This window comes from Streptomyces sp. NPDC050448, assembly GCF_040655295.1.
Taxonomy (GTDB): Bacteria; Actinomycetota; Actinomycetes; order Streptomycetales; family Streptomycetaceae; genus Streptomyces.
Genome location: NZ_JBFAJR010000020.1, coordinates 128,456 through 145,452, shown reverse-complemented (window position 1 = coordinate 145,452; position 16,997 = coordinate 128,456). Strand labels below are relative to the sequence as shown.

General features: G+C 67.8%; 11 protein-coding genes, 4 pseudogenes and 1 riboswitch. Of the genes and pseudogenes, 6 read left to right on the top strand and 9 right to left on the bottom strand.

Annotation, left to right across the window (positions count from 1 at the left end):
- Nucleotides 1-406 precede the first annotated feature (406 nt).
- The 3 genes from AB0I68_RS23455 to AB0I68_RS23445 all read left to right on the top strand — a co-directional run bounded on the left by AB0I68_RS23455 (nucleotide 407) and on the right by AB0I68_RS23445 (nucleotide 6,847).
- On the top strand, nucleotides 407-1,114 hold the full coding sequence (locus AB0I68_RS23455) for an ABC transporter ATP-binding protein (protein ID WP_363179295.1): 708 nt from the start codon (nucleotides 407-409) through the stop codon (nucleotides 1,112-1,114).
- A gap of 59 nt (nucleotides 1,115-1,173) precedes the next feature.
- Nucleotides 1,174-2,370 (top strand): ABC transporter permease, encoded by a 1,197-nt coding sequence (locus AB0I68_RS23450; RefSeq protein ID WP_363179294.1) that lies wholly within the window; start codon nucleotides 1,174-1,176, stop codon nucleotides 2,368-2,370.
- A gap of 301 nt (nucleotides 2,371-2,671) precedes the next feature.
- A complete protein-coding gene (locus AB0I68_RS23445) occupies nucleotides 2,672-6,847 on the top strand; it encodes a hypothetical protein (protein ID WP_363179293.1) in 4,176 nt (1,391 codons plus the stop codon).
- Between the two features lie 831 nt (nucleotides 6,848-7,678).
- On the opposite strand, the pseudogene AB0I68_RS23440 reads toward AB0I68_RS23445, so the two are convergent.
- Nucleotides 7,679-7,783 (bottom strand): annotated as a pseudogene (locus AB0I68_RS23440) (IS5/IS1182 family transposase); the annotation flags it as partial.
- Between the two features lie 67 nt (nucleotides 7,784-7,850).
- On the opposite strand from AB0I68_RS23440, the gene AB0I68_RS23435 reads away from it, so the two are divergent.
- Nucleotides 7,851-8,165: a hypothetical protein gene (locus AB0I68_RS23435; RefSeq protein ID WP_363179305.1), complete on the top strand. Its 315-nt coding sequence runs from the start codon at nucleotides 7,851-7,853 to the stop codon at nucleotides 8,163-8,165.
- Nucleotides 8,166-8,218: 53 nt separating this feature from the next.
- Here the strand turns inward: AB0I68_RS23435 and AB0I68_RS23430 are convergent.
- Nucleotides 8,219-8,469, bottom strand: a pseudogene (locus AB0I68_RS23430) (transposase); the annotation flags it as partial.
- Nucleotides 8,470-8,480: 11 nt separating this feature from the next.
- Between AB0I68_RS23430 and AB0I68_RS23425 the strand changes: the two are divergent.
- Nucleotides 8,481-8,669: pseudogene (locus AB0I68_RS23425) on the top strand (DNA/RNA helicase domain-containing protein); the annotation flags it as partial.
- Nucleotides 8,670-8,823: 154 nt separating this feature from the next.
- Here AB0I68_RS23425 and AB0I68_RS23420 read toward each other — a convergent pair.
- The 5 genes and pseudogenes from AB0I68_RS23420 to AB0I68_RS23400 all read right to left on the bottom strand — a co-directional run bounded on the left by AB0I68_RS23420 (nucleotide 8,824) and on the right by AB0I68_RS23400 (nucleotide 14,404).
- Complete coding sequence (locus AB0I68_RS23420; protein ID WP_363179292.1) at nucleotides 8,824-9,474, bottom strand: thymidine kinase; 651 nt, start codon at nucleotides 9,472-9,474, stop codon at nucleotides 8,824-8,826.
- A 77-nt stretch (nucleotides 9,475-9,551) separates the two neighbouring features.
- Nucleotides 9,552-9,650, bottom strand: a pseudogene (locus AB0I68_RS23415) (thymidine kinase); the annotation flags it as partial.
- A 55-nt stretch (nucleotides 9,651-9,705) separates the two neighbouring features.
- The gene (locus AB0I68_RS23410; RefSeq protein ID WP_363179291.1) at nucleotides 9,706-10,908 is read right to left on the bottom strand and encodes a nucleotide pyrophosphatase/phosphodiesterase family protein; all 1,203 of its coding nucleotides are present in this window, start codon (nucleotides 10,906-10,908) and stop codon (nucleotides 9,706-9,708) included.
- Nucleotides 10,908-11,504, bottom strand: coding sequence for a DUF5998 family protein (locus AB0I68_RS23405; protein WP_363179290.1), 597 nt, complete (start codon nucleotides 11,502-11,504; stop codon nucleotides 10,908-10,910). The genes AB0I68_RS23410 and AB0I68_RS23405 overlap by 1 nt, the downstream gene beginning before the upstream one ends.
- A 50-nt stretch (nucleotides 11,505-11,554) precedes the next feature.
- Nucleotides 11,555-14,404, bottom strand: a complete 2,850-nt coding sequence (locus AB0I68_RS23400) for a GNAT family N-acetyltransferase (protein WP_363179289.1) — start codon at nucleotides 14,402-14,404, stop codon at nucleotides 11,555-11,557.
- 184 nt (nucleotides 14,405-14,588) lie between these two features.
- Here AB0I68_RS23400 and AB0I68_RS23395 point away from each other — a divergent pair, with 184 nt between their 5' ends.
- Nucleotides 14,589-14,870: an HPr family phosphocarrier protein gene (locus AB0I68_RS23395; RefSeq protein WP_363179288.1), complete on the top strand. Its 282-nt coding sequence runs from the start codon at nucleotides 14,589-14,591 to the stop codon at nucleotides 14,868-14,870.
- Nucleotides 14,871-15,095: 225 nt separating this feature from the next.
- Here the strand turns inward: AB0I68_RS23395 and AB0I68_RS23390 are convergent, their stop codons facing one another.
- Together AB0I68_RS23390 and AB0I68_RS23385 are read right to left on the bottom strand one after the other, a co-directional pair.
- The gene (locus tag AB0I68_RS23390) at nucleotides 15,096-15,761 is read right to left on the bottom strand and encodes a GntR family transcriptional regulator (RefSeq protein ID WP_363179287.1); all 666 of its coding nucleotides are present in this window, start codon (nucleotides 15,759-15,761) and stop codon (nucleotides 15,096-15,098) included.
- Nucleotides 15,762-15,941: 180 nt separating this feature from the next.
- Nucleotides 15,942-16,736: a M23 family metallopeptidase gene (locus AB0I68_RS23385; RefSeq protein WP_363179286.1), complete on the bottom strand. Its 795-nt coding sequence runs from the start codon at nucleotides 16,734-16,736 to the stop codon at nucleotides 15,942-15,944.
- A 13-nt stretch (nucleotides 16,737-16,749) separates the two neighbouring features.
- Nucleotides 16,750-16,908, bottom strand: a riboswitch (cyclic di-AMP (ydaO/yuaA leader).
- Nucleotides 16,909-16,997: the final 89 nt, after the last annotated feature.

Sequence of the window (16,997 nt, the reverse complement as noted above, 5' to 3'; positions counted from 1 at the left end):
CCGTCCGCTGCCTGCCCCTACCCCGTCGCGGTCATGCCCCACACACGAAGAAGCCCCTGCTCATCGAACAGGGACTCCCTTTGCCACAACGCACTCAGGTAAAGATCACCCCCGATGAGCGGCTGGCCGCCGAGTTTGCGGGCCAAGACGTCCGCCTGACCATCAGAGCGGCCTCGACCGCGGGAGAGGTTTTGGCCGTCCCGACCGCCGCTGTCTCCTCCCAGGCAGACGGCCGCACCACTCTCAGTGTCATCACAAAGAGCGGAAAGCAGTCCCGCGTGGAGGTCCGTACCGGTATGAGCGGGGACGGCAACGTGGAAGTCACACCCGTGTCCGGGACTCTCTCGCCTGGTGACCGCATCGTCCTCGGCGTGGGGCGAGCACCTGCTGTCGGCGGTGGCCGGCCGTGATCCAGGACAAGACGTCACCGGTGATCGAGTTTCGCTCGGTCGCTCTGACCTACCCCGGCCCCCCGCCCGTCCCCGCCCTGCTCCCCTGCGACCTGACCGTACGGCGGGGCGAGTACGTCACCATCGTGGGGCCTTCCGGGTCGGGGAAGTCCACCTTCCTCAACATCGCCGGCCTGCTGGACACCCCGACCTCCGGCACCTACCTGCTGGACGGCATCGACACCACCAGCATCAAAGACAAGGAACGTACCGCCCTGCGCGGATCGCGCATCGGCTTCGTCTTCCAGGCCTTCCATCTCCTGGCACACCGCAGTGCATGGGAGAACGTCGAGCTCGCCATGATCTACCAGCGGGTTCGCCGCTCCCAGCGGCGTGCCCGTGCACAAGCAGCGCTGGTACGCGTAGGACTGGCCCACCGTTTGGAGGCCTTGCCCACCCGGCTCTCCGGCGGCGAACGCCAACGAGTGGCCATCGCACGTGCACTGGTTACCGAACCCTCCCTGCTGTTGTGCGACGAGCCCACAGGAAACCTCGACAGCGCCACCGCCGAGTCCGTCCTGGAACTCCTGGATCAACTCCACCGTGACGGTGCCACGATCGTGGCCATCACCCATGACCCTCAGGTCGCCGCCCGCGGCCAGCGCACCGTATCGATCCGCGACGGCCTCCTCACCGACACAGCGGTCCAGAAGGTGACCGCATGACGGGACACAGCCGCTCCCGGCGCCCCCGCAAGCGCCCCACACGGGACCGCCACTCGGGCATGGCATTGCATGACCTGCTCAGTGAAGCCCTCGCCGGCGTACTCCAACGCCCCGCCCGCTCAGCCCTCACGGGGCTTGGCACGGTCCTGGGTGTCGGTGCCTTCATCGCAGTCCTCGGTCTGACCAGCACCGCCGCCTCCCAGATCGACGCCCGTTTCAGCCAACTGACGGCGACTGAAGTCACCGTTCAGGACACCGGCGGAAGCGATAGCAGCCATGTCCCACTGTCGTTCACACCGGACGCTGATACGCGCATCACTGCCCTGAACGGAGTCACGGCCGCCGGCGTCCTGTGGAAAGTACGTCTGCGCACCGACCAGAGCGTTCGCACCTCACTGCTCGGAACCGACAGCAGCGACATGCGCCCGCAAGTCATGGCCGCATCCCCGGGAGCACTCCAGGCCGCGGGCCCCCACCTGGCACAGGGAAAGCCATTCGACGCCTTCCACGACCGCGAACGGCAACAGGTCACAGTCATCGGTACAGGCATCGCAAAACGGCTGGGCATCACCGACGTCCAGAGCCAGCCAGCCATCTTCATCGGCACCACCCCGTTCACCGTCATCGGCATCCTCAAAGATGTCGACCGCAAGCCCGACCTGCTGCTGTCGGTCCTGGTCCCACGCTCCACCGCCGAACACATATGGGGCCCACCAACTGATGACCGGGCCAGCATGCTCATCTCCACCCGCCTCGGCGCCGCCAGCCAGATCGCCGAAGAAGCAGCCCTCGCACTGCGCCCCGACCACCCGGAATACTTCAAGGCCCTACCGCCCCCGGATCCCAAAACCTTGAGGGCTGGCGTCGGTGGAGACCTCAGCTCCCTCTTCCTCCTCCTCGCCGCCGTGTGCCTCGTCATCGGAGCCGTCGGCATCGCAAACACCACCCTGGTCGCAGTGATGGAACGAACCGGCGAGATAGGTCTGCGCCGCGCACTCGGCGCGCGGGGGCGTCACATCACCTTGCAGTTCCTAGCCGAGTCCACTGCCCTGGGACTCATCGGCGGACTCGTCGGCACATCAATCGGCACCGCCGTCGTCGTCGGAGTCTCCGCCGCCCGCCAGTGGACCCCCGTGCTCGACCCCACAACCCTTGCCACAGCCCCTGTTCTCGGCCTCGCCACCGGTCTACTGGCCGGCCTCTACCCCGCCTGGCGAGCTTCCCGAATCCCACCGGCAGAAGCCCTGCGTCGCTGAACAGTGGGCCGGACGCGGATAGTTCTGCCAGCCCCGACACTCATGCATTCCGCAGGCCGCCATCGGCTTCTGACGGATGCCTTCCTCGGCCTGCCCTGAGCCTCACACCTCCACCCAGTTCTTCGTTCGCGAGGCCGTTCATGAGCCGTGGCCAGCTCTCCGCTGGCCCGCATCAGGACAGTTCCACGCAGCGAGTCCCCAGATCCGACAACCAAGGAAGGATCATCCCTTGAGACATCGTGTAAGAAGACGGCAAGCACCCGCGGCCGTCGTCGTAAGCACTGCACTGATATGCGGTCTGATGCAGAGCCAGGCATGGGGCGCCCCATCGCCTGCTGCCACACCTGCACCCGTCGACGCGAAGCAGCCAGGTCCTTCACAGGTGGTACCCGAAAAACGCGACAAGGTTCTCGGCAAGGACTGGCGCAGTTCCGGGGACCGCGCCTGGACCGCCATCGGCGATGCAACCGGATTCCACCTCCTGGTCGCCGACCACAAGAACGGGTACTCCTGGCGCACCGCCGCCACCCTGTCCGAGGACGGCTTCGACACCGACATGTGGATCGGTAACGCCTGCGTCACCGGATCCGGAAAACGAGCCGTAGTCGCCTACGCACCCCGCACCTTCACCAACAAGGCCGAGCTCATGGCTCGCGGAGCCTTCACCGCCGTGGTCGATCTGGACTCCGGCAAAATCACCAAACTCGACCGACAAGCCTCACTCGCCTATTTCAGCCCCGGCTGCGGAAAGGACGAGACAGCTGTCCTGACCCAGGCCGGCGGCGAGACGCACAACGCGACCCGACTGCTCAAGGTGGACGCTTCGGCAGGCCGCATCGGCAAGACCATCGAGCTGCCCGGTCAGGTCACATCCGCGGTCCCTGTCGGCAACGACATCGTCGCAGCCGACGCTGCCCGGATCACCCGGATCGACGACGAGGGCCACACCACCGCCATCGCCGCCACCAACAAGGTGCCGTTCGGGCTGACCCCCGACGCTGATGGCGGCGTCGTCTACATGGACCGCCTCGCCGAATCAGCTGAGCGGGGCCAGGTCAAGCGGGTCACCGCACAGGACATCTCCCACCCCGATACGGCTAAGACCAAGCCCCCGGTCCTGGCCGAGGGCACGCTGTCGAAAATGGATCTTTCAGCCAGCGCCGACGGCAAGGTCTTCATCACAGGGGACACCAAGGCCGTGGGACAACTCCCCCCCACGGTCACCCGCCGAGCGGACGTCCCCAAGGAATCGACAGCCACCACGCGGGGCGAGGCGCTGATCACCAAGGTCGCATCGACCCGCGGCGAGGATCCCCGTACACCGCAAGCCTTCGCCCCGCAGTCGGCCGACATCGACGTAAAGGTCCTCAAAACGGGCCAGGCAGTCGCGTTCACCGTCACCCCGCCACCGCCGGCAGCCCGGACTACCCAGGCCGCCGCATCAACCCAGGCCGCCCTAGCCGCCACACAAGCCACGGACGAGCCCGACCGGACATGCGCCGTTGCCCGTAACGACCCTGCCAAGCAGGCCATGCAGCCCAAGCCCCGCCAGGTCGAGTGGGCTGTCGACCAGATCGTAAACGGGACCCTGGACAAGAACATCTCCCGGCCGGAGAACTGGAAGAACCTCGGGATGGGCGCCTACCAGCCCCAGACCCTCTTCCCGCGCCTCGGGCTCAACGGCGGTGGTCGGATACCCGCACAAGTTCTGCTGGGCATCACCGCCCAGGAATCCAACATGTGGCAGGCCTCCCGCATGGTCGTGCCTGGCGTAACCGGCAACCCGCTGATCGGCAACTACTACGGCATCAAGTACGCCCCTAACGGGCAGCAGACCGATCCGTGGTCGATCAACTGGGCCGAAGCCGACTGCGGATACGGCGTCGCCCAGGTAACCGACGGCATGCGCCTGCACGGCAAGGAGAAGCCCGGCACAGTCGCCACGCTGACCAAACTGCAGCAGGAGGCCGTCGCGCTCGACTACGCCGCGAACATCGCTGCCGGCCAGCGAGTCCTCGCCGACAAGTGGAACGTGACCAGCGCGGACGGCCTGAAGGTCAACAACGGTGATCCGAAGTACTTGGAGAACTGGTTCTTCGCCCTCTGGGCCTACAACTCCGGCTACTACCCCAAGGCTGCGGCAGCGAGCAACGACGGACTATGGGGAGTGGGCTTCACCAACAATCCGGCCAACCCGCTCTGGAAGGCCAACCGCCCGCCCTTCCTGGAGGGCCCGGCCGGCGGAAGCGACTACAAACATGCCACGCACCCTCAGGACTGGCCCTACCAGGAGAAGGTCCTCGGCTGGGCAGCCCGGCCACTAGAAGCCATGGAATCCCCCGGCAAAATGGTCGCAGGCTTCCGTGAGGCCTGGTGGACCAGCACTGCACTGCGCAGCACGGTCAAGCCGGCGGAGAACCTGTTCTGCACCACTGCCAACAGCTGCGACCCCAGCAAGATCGGCCCGAACGACCAGAACGAACCCGGACTGGGCGCCTGCACCCGCAAGGACCTCAAATGCTGGTGGAACCAACCAGTCACCTGGAAGGACTGTGACACCAAAGCCGAGTGCGGCAACGAACTCCTGCGCTTCAACGACACCTACAAGGAAGAAGCAGACGGCACCGCCTACCCACCCAACTGCACTACCCAGGGTCTGCCCGCCAACGCCATCATCGTCGATGACGTACCCGACGGCACTCCCATCCACCGGCCAGGCTGCTCCTCACCCAAGCCCAGCAGCGGCACCTTCAACCTCGACTTCGCGACACTCAGCGCCAAAATCGACCTACACCAAATCGGCGCCGGCTACACCAGCCACTTCTGGTTCGCTCACACCCGCAAGGACGACGCAGCAGGCCAACGACTGAAGGTCACCGGAACGTGGAGACTCAGCGAGAAGATCACCGAGCAGGGTGGACAGGCCAAGGTATTCGCCCACATTCCGGACCATGGTGCGCAAACCAACGAAGCCCTCTACGACATCACAACAGCAAGCGGCGTTATCACCAAGCGTATTTCGCAAACCAGTAACGCATCAAACAAATGGGTAGACCTCGGCGCCTACTGGTTTACAGACATGTACCCGCAGGTCAGTATGTCCAACTTCACCAGTGATGGAACCGGAGACAAGGATATAGCCTGGGATGCCATTGCCTTCGTACCCGGCGACTACTCCGGAATCCCCACTGACCTGACCTTCGGTGATCCCGACGTCAACGCGCCAGACCCTGCTCCCATAGAACCGCCAGCCACCATTCCTGGCGACTTTTTCAACGAGCTCATAGCGGGCAAGAGTGCCGCGAAATCCGCTCCATCCTCGGACAAGACCAATGCAGCACAAATTTCCACGGCCGACACGCACCCGGCAGCGATGACGGCGCCGGTTTCTGCATTGGACGTGGCCACCTGCTCCATATCTCAAAAGTCTATGACTAACACGCGAACACACGCGTGCATCGTAGCCGAGATGGCCATGACGCAGCCCCAACTCGGCAGAGCCACGTTCCGATACCGGCACGAAATCGACCTGGATGTAAAGAGCGACACGTTTACGCAAAAGGCAACCATCTCCCTCCTGAGCATGGAAGGCGGCGTAACCAACGCAAGCCTGAACGTGGGGTTTAACTGCGGCGGCGCCTGCCAGATGGAACCCACTGAATGGAGCGGCTCGAAGGACTTCGTCAAGGGCGACCCACACACCGCTACCGCCACCCAGAAGATCAAATGGACCAAGGGCGCAGGTTACAGCGTCATCACGCCCAGCTGGACTTACAGTGGCATTTTGAATGGCCGAGCCACTAATACACTGACAGCTCAAAAATCTGAGCTCGACGTACGCTGCGATGTAGACGTCTCGACCACCCCGGGCTGCGTGTTCAAGAGCTACATACCTGGCTACGTCATGAACCACAAGAAGTTCCCCGCCGCAGCCGCCCATGCCTGGCTGGCGCAGAACAAGCTTCCCGGCAAGTACGGGCTTCGCGGCGGGACCCCGCTCACCTTCCTGACCGATGACATCTACGTTCCAGTTCCCTCCGACAGTAATAAGAAGCTAGTCACGCACAACCGTGAAACCATCTGCCCGGAAAACTGGCAACGCTCGCAACTGGCAACCCTGTCTCCTGAACTGGCGACCAGTGGGAATGACATTTACAGCTGCGACGAGTTCCCGTTTGCGTCGAGCTGGCAGAGTGCCGCTATTCCGCAAAGCTGGTATGGGAAGAATCTGAATCCCCTTACCCTTGGGGAAAAGGGTGAAAAGTGCGCAACAACCGTCGCTGTCAGGGGCGGCAATGGTGTATGGAGGCTGATTGCCGACCCGCGCGCTAATGTTCCAACGTGGCCGGAGCCCTGCGCCAGGGCGAGTATGTCGGGCAACCAAAATAGCCAGTCGATGGCACTGATTCCCACGTTCCGCAGGGACAATCGCGTTCTCGAAGGAGACCAGTACTGGCTTGATGTGCAGAAGCCGTAGAACGGAACCCGCATGAGGGTGGGGGTCTCGTGAATATTCATGAGACCCCCACTTCGGTATGGGCTAATTCCAGAACAACCGGCCGCCTTCGACGGATGGCTGCTGCTCTCCCCGCATGATCGGATTGCTTCTAGCGCCCTGTTCTAGAACGTCTGCCATATCGGCGAGTACCTCTCCCAACGACGAGGCGTACGGCCTGGCGAAATCAGACTCCGAATATTCAAGGATTGTGCATGACGTTCCGTCTGCTTCGGAATCCAAGATAAGCCCAGAATGGCCATCAAAATATCCGACAATGGGAACCCAGGTCGGCTTCCACCATTCATCGTCTCCAATATTGGCGGCGACGTGAAGGAAGTCTTGATGGCTGTCGGAAATCCGCTGGCAGTCGAAAAAAAATTCTCCCTTCGGGGAAGATGATCGAGGTCTGATCAATTTTGAGCGCGTATCCTCCAGGGACCGGGTCGCGGGAGTCTTTGGCAGTGCTTCCGTTGTTCAGGCGTAGCCAAGCCTCCAACGGAGCGGGCACTGAAAAGCCCAGCGCGTCGCTCAGCCGCTGGACTTCGGCGTCGGTCGCCGGAGGTCCAAGTGCCGCAGCGCTGGCAGGAGCATGCACCTCCAGCCAGCGGACAATCCTCGTCCATGACGAGACAACGTGCTCCACATCGGACATTCAGATACCTCCAGTGTCCGGGACGTCCCGGACCATCGGCCTCAGCAGGGGCCTGCGCCTTCTCTATCGTCCGTCTCGGTGCTACCCAGGGTGTCTCCGATCCGGTCCTGAGGATCATATTGGCCTCCGGCCGTCGACGCCCCTTCTAAGACCGTGTCCTATGTGGTCATTCGGATGAGGCGTTTGTAGCAGCAGAGGGCGGCTGCGAGTCCAAGGAAGGCCAGGTAGTTGCGGGGGTGGCGTTCGTAGCGGTGGTTCAGTTTCAGGTCGGCCCACAAGTACATCGACAGTCCGGACCTCGTGGCCGGCCTGGTGGAGACAGTGCGCGAGATGCGGCACAAGGGCATGAGCATCCTGGTCGCCAGTCAGGACCCGCCCTCTGTCCCGGTCTCCCTCATCGAGCTCTCCGACCACGTGATCCTGCACAAGTTCACCTCCCCTGCCTGGCTGAAGCACCTCCAGAAGGCAAACACCGCTTTCGCATCGCTGCGACCGGACCAGCTCGCCGAGCTCCAGCCCGGCGAGGCGTACATCTGGGCGAGCAAGGCCACTGACCCGGCCTTCACCTACGGTGCGACGCGCGTCCGATGCCGCCCGCGAGTGACCCGGCACGGAGGGGCGACCAAGACCGCGAGCGGGGAGTAACCGAGGCGACGCTGAAGTTCTCGCACCCGAGTGCCGGGCGCCGGCGATCCACGAGCAGGCTTGACGAGCTTGAACACCATCGCGAGGGCGGCGGCTCGAGAGCCGGCCCATTTGGTGACCTTGGCCGCAGCCGGACGGTCGCGAAGGTCGACTCGATGGGGTTCGTGGTCCGCAGGTGGATCCAGTGCTCGGCGGGGAAGCCGCAGAAAGCCAGCAGCTCAGCCGTGTCATCGACGATCTTCTTGACGGCCTTGGGGAACTTCGCGCTGTACTCCTTGGCGAACGCCTTGACCGCGATGGCCGCGCCTCGCTCCTGTGTGGCGGAATGGGGCATGGATCGTCGACCGTGCCGCATCCAACCCTGGCTTCACGAAGGCCACTTCGGACGCGGACGTACAACGGGTGATCCTCAACACATACAAGGTGCTTCTCACCCGCGGCATGGTCGGCACGGTGATCTACTCCACCGACGCCGACACCCGCGTCAAGCTGCGTGAGCTCATCAAGGCGCGGACGCCAACCACTGAAACCCTGTACGTGGCAGGTCACCCGTCCCAAATGTCGCCATGCCGGTGGTACGCGGACAGAGGGTCGAGGTCGGCACAAGCATCCTCAACCCCGTACGACGCCTCGTCGGCCACCGCGTGCAAACCCGGAATCAGCCGGGGGTGACCGGCAGCACATCCGGTGACAGCGCCCCCGCCTGTGACGCGGCGCTCGTCATCTGGCGGCGGTGATGGCGTCGACACAGCACCTCATACCCCACCTCGGCCGCCGACCGAGCCACGTCTCCCACCACGACCTGCTCGCCCTCGACTACCATCTCCCCGCCCACAGTGCGGGCGTTGTGAGTGGCCCGTGATCCGCACCAGCACATCGCCTCGACTTGGAGGGTCTCCACGCGGTCGGCGAGCTCGATCAGACGCTGGGAGCCGGGGAACAGCTTCGTACGGAAGTCGGTGGTGATACCGAAGGCGAAGACGTCCAGGTTCAGGTCGTCGACGATCCGGGCCATTTGGTCGATCTGTTCGGGGGCCAGGAACTGGGCCTCGTCCACGATCACATAGTCGACCTTGCCGCCCCGCGACAGCTGCTCCACCACGTAGGCATACAGATCCAGCCCCGGCCCCGCCTCCACCGCATCGGTGACAAGGCCCAAGCGCGACGAGAGCTTTCCCTCGCCCGCACGGTCGTCACGCGTAAAGATCAGCCCCTGCAGCCCGCGCGCCGATCGATTATGTTCGATTTGTAGCGCCAAAGTTGACTTCCCGCAGTCCATCGTTCCGGAGAAGAAGGCAAGTTCGGACATCAGGAGAGCGGGACCTTTCGGATCGAGCGGAGACGGCTGACAGCCCCGGCACGGACAACTTCAGCCCCGGACGACGCAACCCCGCCCACGCCACGACCAATAGATGGTGAGTTCCCAAGCAAGTCGGTGCTCTTTCCGCAGTCCATCGTTCCGGAGAAGAACACCAGCTCGGGCATGGGAAGTACGGGACCTTTCGGGTCGTGTGCGACAGGGGTGGAAGAACAGGGTCGGTCAGGTGCGGATCTCGAGGAGCGGGACGAGCTGTTCGGCCGCGGTCATGGAGCCGTGCATGCCGACGAGAGCGGACTCGTTGGGCTCGTTGCGCGAGGCGGTGATGGCGACATCGGCCTGCGCGGCCGCGACCACGTCGCCGATCCGCCCCAGGACGCGCTCGTCGCACTCCCCCGGCGCGCCGAACCAGCCCAGTTCCAGGGCCTCTTCGCGGCTCGCGATCCAGAACCGGTCGCCCAGGACCTCGCGCCACACGGTCAGGACGTCCGCCTCGGCGCCCGGTACGGCGTACACGTGCCGGGCCCGGCCCTCGCCGCCGAGCAGGGCCACGCCCGCGCCCAGCTCCCAGTCCTCGTCGAAGTCGATCCGGGAGTCCTCGTCGAAGGGGACGTCCACCATGCCGTGGTCGGCGGTCACGTACAGCGCGGTACGCGGCGGGAGTTGCTCGGCGAGCCGCTGCACGAGCCGGTCCACGTACATCAGCTGGCCGCGCCAGGCGTCGGAGTTCACACCGTGCCGGTGGCCGGCCCCGTCGAGCTCGCTGAAGTACGTGTACACCAGCGAGCGGTCGCCCGCCGCGAGGCGTTCCGCCGCGAGGTCCATCCGCTCCTCGCCGGTCATCCGGCCGAGGAAGGTGCCACCGCTCAGCGCGATCTTGGTGAGCGGGGTGGTCTGGAACGCGGGCGAGGACACCTGCGCCGTGGCCACCCCGGCCGCGTCCGCCTGCTGGAAGACCGTCGGGTACGGCTGCCAGGGCTTCGGCGGGGTCCAGGGGTGCCAGCGGAGCTGGTTCATGAGCTCGCCGGTGGCCGGATTGCGCACGGCGTAGCCGGGCAGGCCGTGCCGCGCGGGCGGCAGACCGGTGCCGACGGAGGCCAGCGAGGTGGCGGTGGTCGCCGGGAAGCCCGCGGTGACCGGGCGGCCGGTGCCGCCGCGCGAGCTGCCGAGGAGGGAGGTCAGGTACGGGGCCTCGTCCGGGTGGGCCTTGATCTGCTCCCAGCCCATGCCGTCGACCAGGAACACGCAGTTCCGGTCGGCCGGGGTCAGCTCGGCGATGGCGGCGGTGAACCCGGGGACGCCCTGGCCGGCCACGAGGGTCGGCAGCAGGTCGGCGAGCGAGCCGGTGCCGTACTCCGGAACGGGGGCGCCGGTGAGGTCCAGCAGCTCCGGCTCGTCCCAGTTCGACGGTGCGGGGTAGGCCATCAGCGGGCGGTGGCGGAAGTCGCCGCGGTGGCTTCGGAGAGCGCCTGCGCGAAGACGAGGGTCTGGCGGACCGCCTCCGGGCCGTCGCCGGCCTCGCTGACGCGCAGGCTGAGGTCGTCGGCGGTCGAGTTGCCGGTGTAGCCGTGGTCGGAGTCGCAGTTCGGGTCGCCGCAGGCCGCGGGCTCCAGGTCGATCCGCGAGACCGCGCCCCAGCCGATGGTCAGGACGACCTCGCGGGGCAGGGTGCCGGGGGTGTACGACTCGGGGTTGGCGACGACGCGGCTGAGCACCACGGAGGAGATCGCGCCGATCTTGACCGACTCGGTGGAGGTGGTCGCGTACGGGGACGGGGACCCGGCGTCGGCGGCCTGCTCGTCGGTGTGGCTCACGATGAAGCGGTTGCCGGTCAGGACCAGGACGGTGACGTGCCGGCGCACCTCGTTGGAGTCGAACGTCGTCTCCTGGTGGACCAGGTACGACGAAATCGGCTCGCCGCCCACCGCGGCCTCCACGGCCTCGGCCACGAGGGCCGGGTAGTAGCCGCTGCGCTCGATCGCCGTGCGCAGCCCCTGGGTCGTCGTACCGGATTTCGCCATGAGGTCCATCCTAAGGCCCGTACGGGGCACCCCGGGCGCCTCGGACCCGCTCAGTAGCTGGGGAGCGTCCGAGGGCCGAGATCGGTGCGGGCGGGCGGGTGGGCCACGCGGACCGTGGCGCTGAGGACGGAGAGGCCCTTGGCGGCGACGACGACGGGCTCGAGGGTGACGCCCACCACCTCGGGGTGGGCGTCCACGAGCCGGGACAGGCGCAGCAGGAGCTCTTCGAGGGCGGGGGTGTCGACGGGGTCGCTGCCCCGCCAGCCGAACAGGAGGGGAGCGGTCCGGATGGACCGGATCAGCCCGGCGGCGTCCCGGTCGGTGGCCGGGACCAGGCGGTGGGCGGTGTCGCCGAGCAGCTCGGAGGCGACGCCGGCGAGCCCGAAGGAGAGGACGGCGCCGGCGGCGGGGTCGATGACGGACCGCACGACGGTGTCGACCCCGCGGGGCACCATGGCCTGGACGACGGGGAGCAGCTCGCCGGGCGTTCCGAGGAGGTCGGTGAGCTCCTCGTACGAGCGGCGCAGATCGGCCTCGGTCGCGAGGTCGAGGCGTACGCCGCCGAGGTCCGCGCGGTGGCGAAGGTGCGGGGCGGTGGTCTTGAGGGCGACGGGGTAGCCCAGGGCCCGGGCGGCCCGGACCGCGTCGTCCGCGGTCGGCGCGGGCAGGGTGGGGAGCACCCGGATCCCGTACCGGGCGAGCAGCGCGGCGGCGTCGGGCTCGGTGAGGGTGAGCACGTCGTCGCCGACGCCGGCCAGGAAGGTGGCGAGCTGGGCTGCGGCTCCGGCCTCGTCGATGTCCTCGTACTCGGGCACCTGCCCGGCCTCGGCATTGGCCCGCCGCCACTGGCCGTACCGCACGGCCTCGGCCACGGCCCGCACGGCCCGCTCGGCAGCCGGATACGCCGGAATGCGCACGTCCGGCCCGGCGGGGCCGGCCTCGCCGGAGGCCGAGCCCCGGGGGCGCAGGGGCAGCGCCCCCGGGTGCGCCCCCGGAAGCTCTCCCGGAAGCGGCGGCGCACCCGCCGGGCCTGGCCGCGCCGGGTCGGGGCGGGGCCCGGCTTCGGGCAGGCCCCCCGCCGGGGACAGGGCGTCGACGAGCTCCGCCAGCTCCACGTGCACGACCGCCACCGGCTTGCCGGGATGCCCGGCCACCGCGTCCCGAAGGGCCTCGGCCAGGTCGTCCTGCGGCGACTGCTGGTTGACCCACGGGATCACCGTGACGATCACCGCGTCGTTCTCGGCGGAGCCCAGCGCCGCGCCCAGCGCCACCCGGAAGTCCTCCGGCGTCGCCGCCGTCGTCAGGTCCAGGGGGGCCGCCGGCCGCAGCCCCTGCGCGAGGCACGCGTCGTACGTGAGGACACCCAGCGACTCCGAGTTCCCGAGGATCGCCACGCGCGGCCCGGCCGGCAGCGGCTGCGAGGCCAGCAGCAGCCCGACGTCCACGAGCTCCGTCACCGTGTCGACCCGGATCACCCCGGCCTGCCGCAGCAGTGCCGAGACCGTGGTCTCCGCAAGCCTGGTCCCGGGGACCACGTGCCCCGCCGGGGTGTGGCGGCCGCCTCGGGCGACGACCACCGGCTTCACGGCGGCCGTCCGCCGTGCGAGCCGCGTGAACTTCCGCGGGTTGCCCAGGGTTTCGAGGTACATCAGCGCGACGTCGGTGGCCTCGTCCTCGTACCAGTACTGGAGGATGTCGTTCCCGGAGACGTCCGCCCGGTTGCCCGCCGAGACGAAGGACGACAGCCCCTCGCCCCGCCGCAGCAGCGCGGAGAGCAGCGAGATGCCGATCGCCCCGGACTGGGTGAACAGCCCGATGCGGCCCCGGATCGGCGCGGGCGCCGGTGTCAGGGAGGCGTTGAGCCCGACCTCCGGAGCGGTGTTGATCACGCCGTACGCGTTCGGCCCGATCAGCCGCATCCCGTACGAACGCACTTGGCGCACCAGTTCGCGCTGCCGGTCGAGCCCGGCCGCGCCGCTCTCCCCGTAGCCGGCGGACAGCACCACCAGCCCCTGCACCCCGTGCTCGCCGCAGGCGGCCACGGCCTCGGGGACCCGCTCGGCGGGGATCGCGATCACCGCGAGGTCGACCGGGGCGTCGATGTCGCCGAGCGCCCGGTAGGCCCGTACGCCGTCCAGCAGGTCGGCGGTGACGGCCTCGTTCACGGCGTAGAGGTGGCCGTGGAAGCCGCTGTCGCGCAGGTTCCGCAGGGCGGCCGCGCCGACGCCTCCGCCGGAGCGGCTGACTCCGATCACCGCCACCGAGCCGGGGGCCAGCAGCCGCTGCACGGAGCGGGCTTCGGCGCGCTGCTCGCGGGCGCGCTGCACGGCCAGGGACTCGGCGGTGGGTTCGAGGTCGAGGGTGAGGTGGACGGAGCCGTCTTCGAAGCTGCGCTTCTGCTGGTAGCCGACGTCGGTGAACACCTTGATCATCTTGTTGTTGGCGGGCAGCACTTCGGCCGCGAACCGGCGGATGCCCCGCTCGCGGGCGACCGCGCCGATGTGTTCGAGGAGCGCGGAGGCGACCCCGCGCCCCTGGTGGGCGTCCTGGACGAGGAAGGCGACCTCGGCCTCGTCGGCGGGGGCGGACGCGGGCCGGCCGTCGGGGCCGATCCGGTCGTAGCGGACGGTGCCGATGAACTCCTCGCCGATGGTCGCCGCGAGGCCGACCCGGTCCACGTAGTCGTGGTGCGTGAAGCGGTGCACGTCCCGGTCGGAGAGCCGGGGGTAGGGCGCGAAGAACCGGTAGTACTTCGACTCGTCGGAGACCTGCTCGTAGAAGCTGACCAGTCGGCCCGCGTCCTCCGTGGTGATGGGCCTGATCCGGGCGGTGCCGCCGTCGCGCAGGACGACATCGGCCTCCCAGTGGGCCGGGTACGAGGGGTCCGACGCGGTGGTCATGCGGCGATCTTAAGGCCAGGACTGGCCGAATTGCTCCTGCGCGGCGCACGAGGCGGGCAGGGGCAAATCGGTGCAAGCTGGGGTAGGTCGTACGGCGGATGATTCGGGCCGGAGGTCGGTCGGAGCATTCGAGGCGTCGTGAGAGACTGGTCTAGACAACCGTAAGAACCTGAAGGGCATCACCATGGCAGAGCGCCGCGTCAACGTCGGCTGGGCCGAGGGCCTGCACGCTCGTCCCGCCTCGATCTTCGTCCGCGCGACGACCGCTTCCGGCGTCCCGGTGACCATCTCGAAGACCGACGGGAACCCCGTCAACGCCGCGTCCATGCTCGCGGTGCTGGGCCTGGGCGCCCAGGGCGGCGAGGAGATCGTCCTCGCGTCCGACGCCGAGGGTGCCGAGGCGGCGCTCGACCGCCTCGCGAGGCTGGTCGCCGAGGGCCTCGACGAGCTCCCCGAGACCGTCTGACCCTTCGGGTTCGCCCCCGGGCATGCGATGAAGCCGCGGCCACCGGTATTCCGGCGGCCGCGGCTTCATCGTTTTCCCACCCCGTTCGACGCCCCATTCAGGACGCGTCGGGAATTCCTGCCATCCGCGCGGGGCGACAACACGCACACCACGAATTCGGCTGCCGCCTACGGCCTCAACCACTTCCGGCATTAAGCAGCCTCCGACAGTAATACGCGGCATTTGTTAATGCGGACCGCTCGCCGTGTTTACGGCATGTTGCGAAGTCCTCACCCGCAGCCGGTGCGCCCCGGCCGCCCGGTCCGCGTGCACCGCCGTCAGCGTCCGGGCGCGCTCGGCGTCCCCGCGGGCCACCGCGTCCACGATCGCCCCGTGCTCCGCCCAGGACTCGACGGGCCGGGCCGGCGCCTCCACGGCGTACATCCAGGCGACCTTGTGCCGCATCTGCGTGAGCAGCGCGATCAGCCCGGGGCTGCCGGAAGCCTGGGCGAGGGTCTCGTGGAACCAGCCTCCCAGGGACCGCAGATCCTCCCCCTGGCCCCGCCTGGCCCGCTCCTGGCCCAGTCTGACCAGCCCGCGCAGCACCTTGAGGTGGGCCTCGGTGCGCCGGCGGGCGGCCCGGGCGGCCGCCAGCGGCTCGAGCAGCATCCGCAGCTCCAGGAGGTCGGCCGCCTCCTGCTCGGTGGGCTCGGCGACGCAGGCGCCCGCATGCCGCCGGGTGGTGACGAAGCCTTCGGACTCCAGGGTCCGCAGCGCCTCGCGGACCGGGACGCGGGAGACGCCGTACCGGCGGGCCAGCACCTCCTCGGTCAGCCTGCCGCCCGGTTCGAAGACTCCGGAGACGATGTCGTCGCGGATTGCCGTGCATACCGCGTGCGCAGGAATACGCAAGTCCGGACCTCCGCCTATTTCCGACTGCCGACGCCATTACCGCGACCGTGCTGGGATCGTACTGGGACTCTATTGCAACAAGCGATGTTTTCCGAGCGCGGACGGAAATCGCGAATGTTTACAGCCACAACGCGAAGGCCCCGGCTCGGGGAGCCGGGGCCTTCGGTGAAGTGCTGCGGGTCAGACGTCGACGCCGTGGTTGCGCAGGTAGGCGACCGGGTCGATGTCCGAGCCGTACTGGGGGCCGGTGCGGGCCTCGAAGTGCAGGTGCGGGCCGCTGGAGTTGCCGGTGGAGCCCGACAGGCCGATCTGCTGGCCCGCGGTGACCTGCTCGCCGACGGAGACGTCCAGCGAGGTCATGTGGCCGTACTGCGTGTACGTGCCGTCGTTGTGCTTGATGACGACGTTGTTGCCGTACGCGCCGCCCCAGCCGGCCTCGACCACGGTTCCGGCGCCCACCGCGTGCACCGAGGTGCCGGAGGCCGCGTGGAAGTCGATGCCGGTGTGGCTGCCGGAGGACCACATGCCGCCGCCTGCGTGCCACTGGGTGCTGATATAGGACCCGTCGACCGGGGCGACGAAGGTGTTGAGGCGCTTGCGCTCCTCCTCGCGGGCGGCGCGCTCGGCGGCCTCGCGCTCGGCCTTCACCTTCTCCTCGGCCTTCGCCTTGGCCTCGGCGGCGCGCGCCTTCGCGTCGGCCTCCGCCTTCGCCTTGGCGGCCGCGGCCTCGGCCGCGTGCTGCTGGGCCTCGGCCTGGGCCTCGATCTGGACCGGGACGTCCTCGGCCGTCACGACGGCGTTCAGGCCGGTGTCCTCCATGGAGGGCGCCTTGTCCGACGCGGCGAACGCCGGGCCTGCGAGGGAGCCGACGACACCGGTGGTGGCGAGGGCGGCTATGCCGGCGTAGCCGGCGGTCTTGCGGCTCAGACGACTGGAACCACGGTGTTTACCGGCGGCACGACTGCCAAACGCCATGAAGGGGCTGATCCTTTCCTTCCTTCTCGCCTACCGGGTTAGCTGACGGGTTCGGAGCAGGAAGGTCTCCTACGGGCCCCCTCTGACGAGGCGGTCCGATTCACCCCAGGGACGCATGTGGGTCCCCGGCTCCCCAGGCTCGCGCCTGACGGGGACTCGGCGATCGCTGCCCGGTGCCGCGGATGCGGCGCGTACAACTGACGGACAGCACGCCCGACGCTAGGCGGATCATCAGTCAATCGCCAAACAGACGCGCCTTTT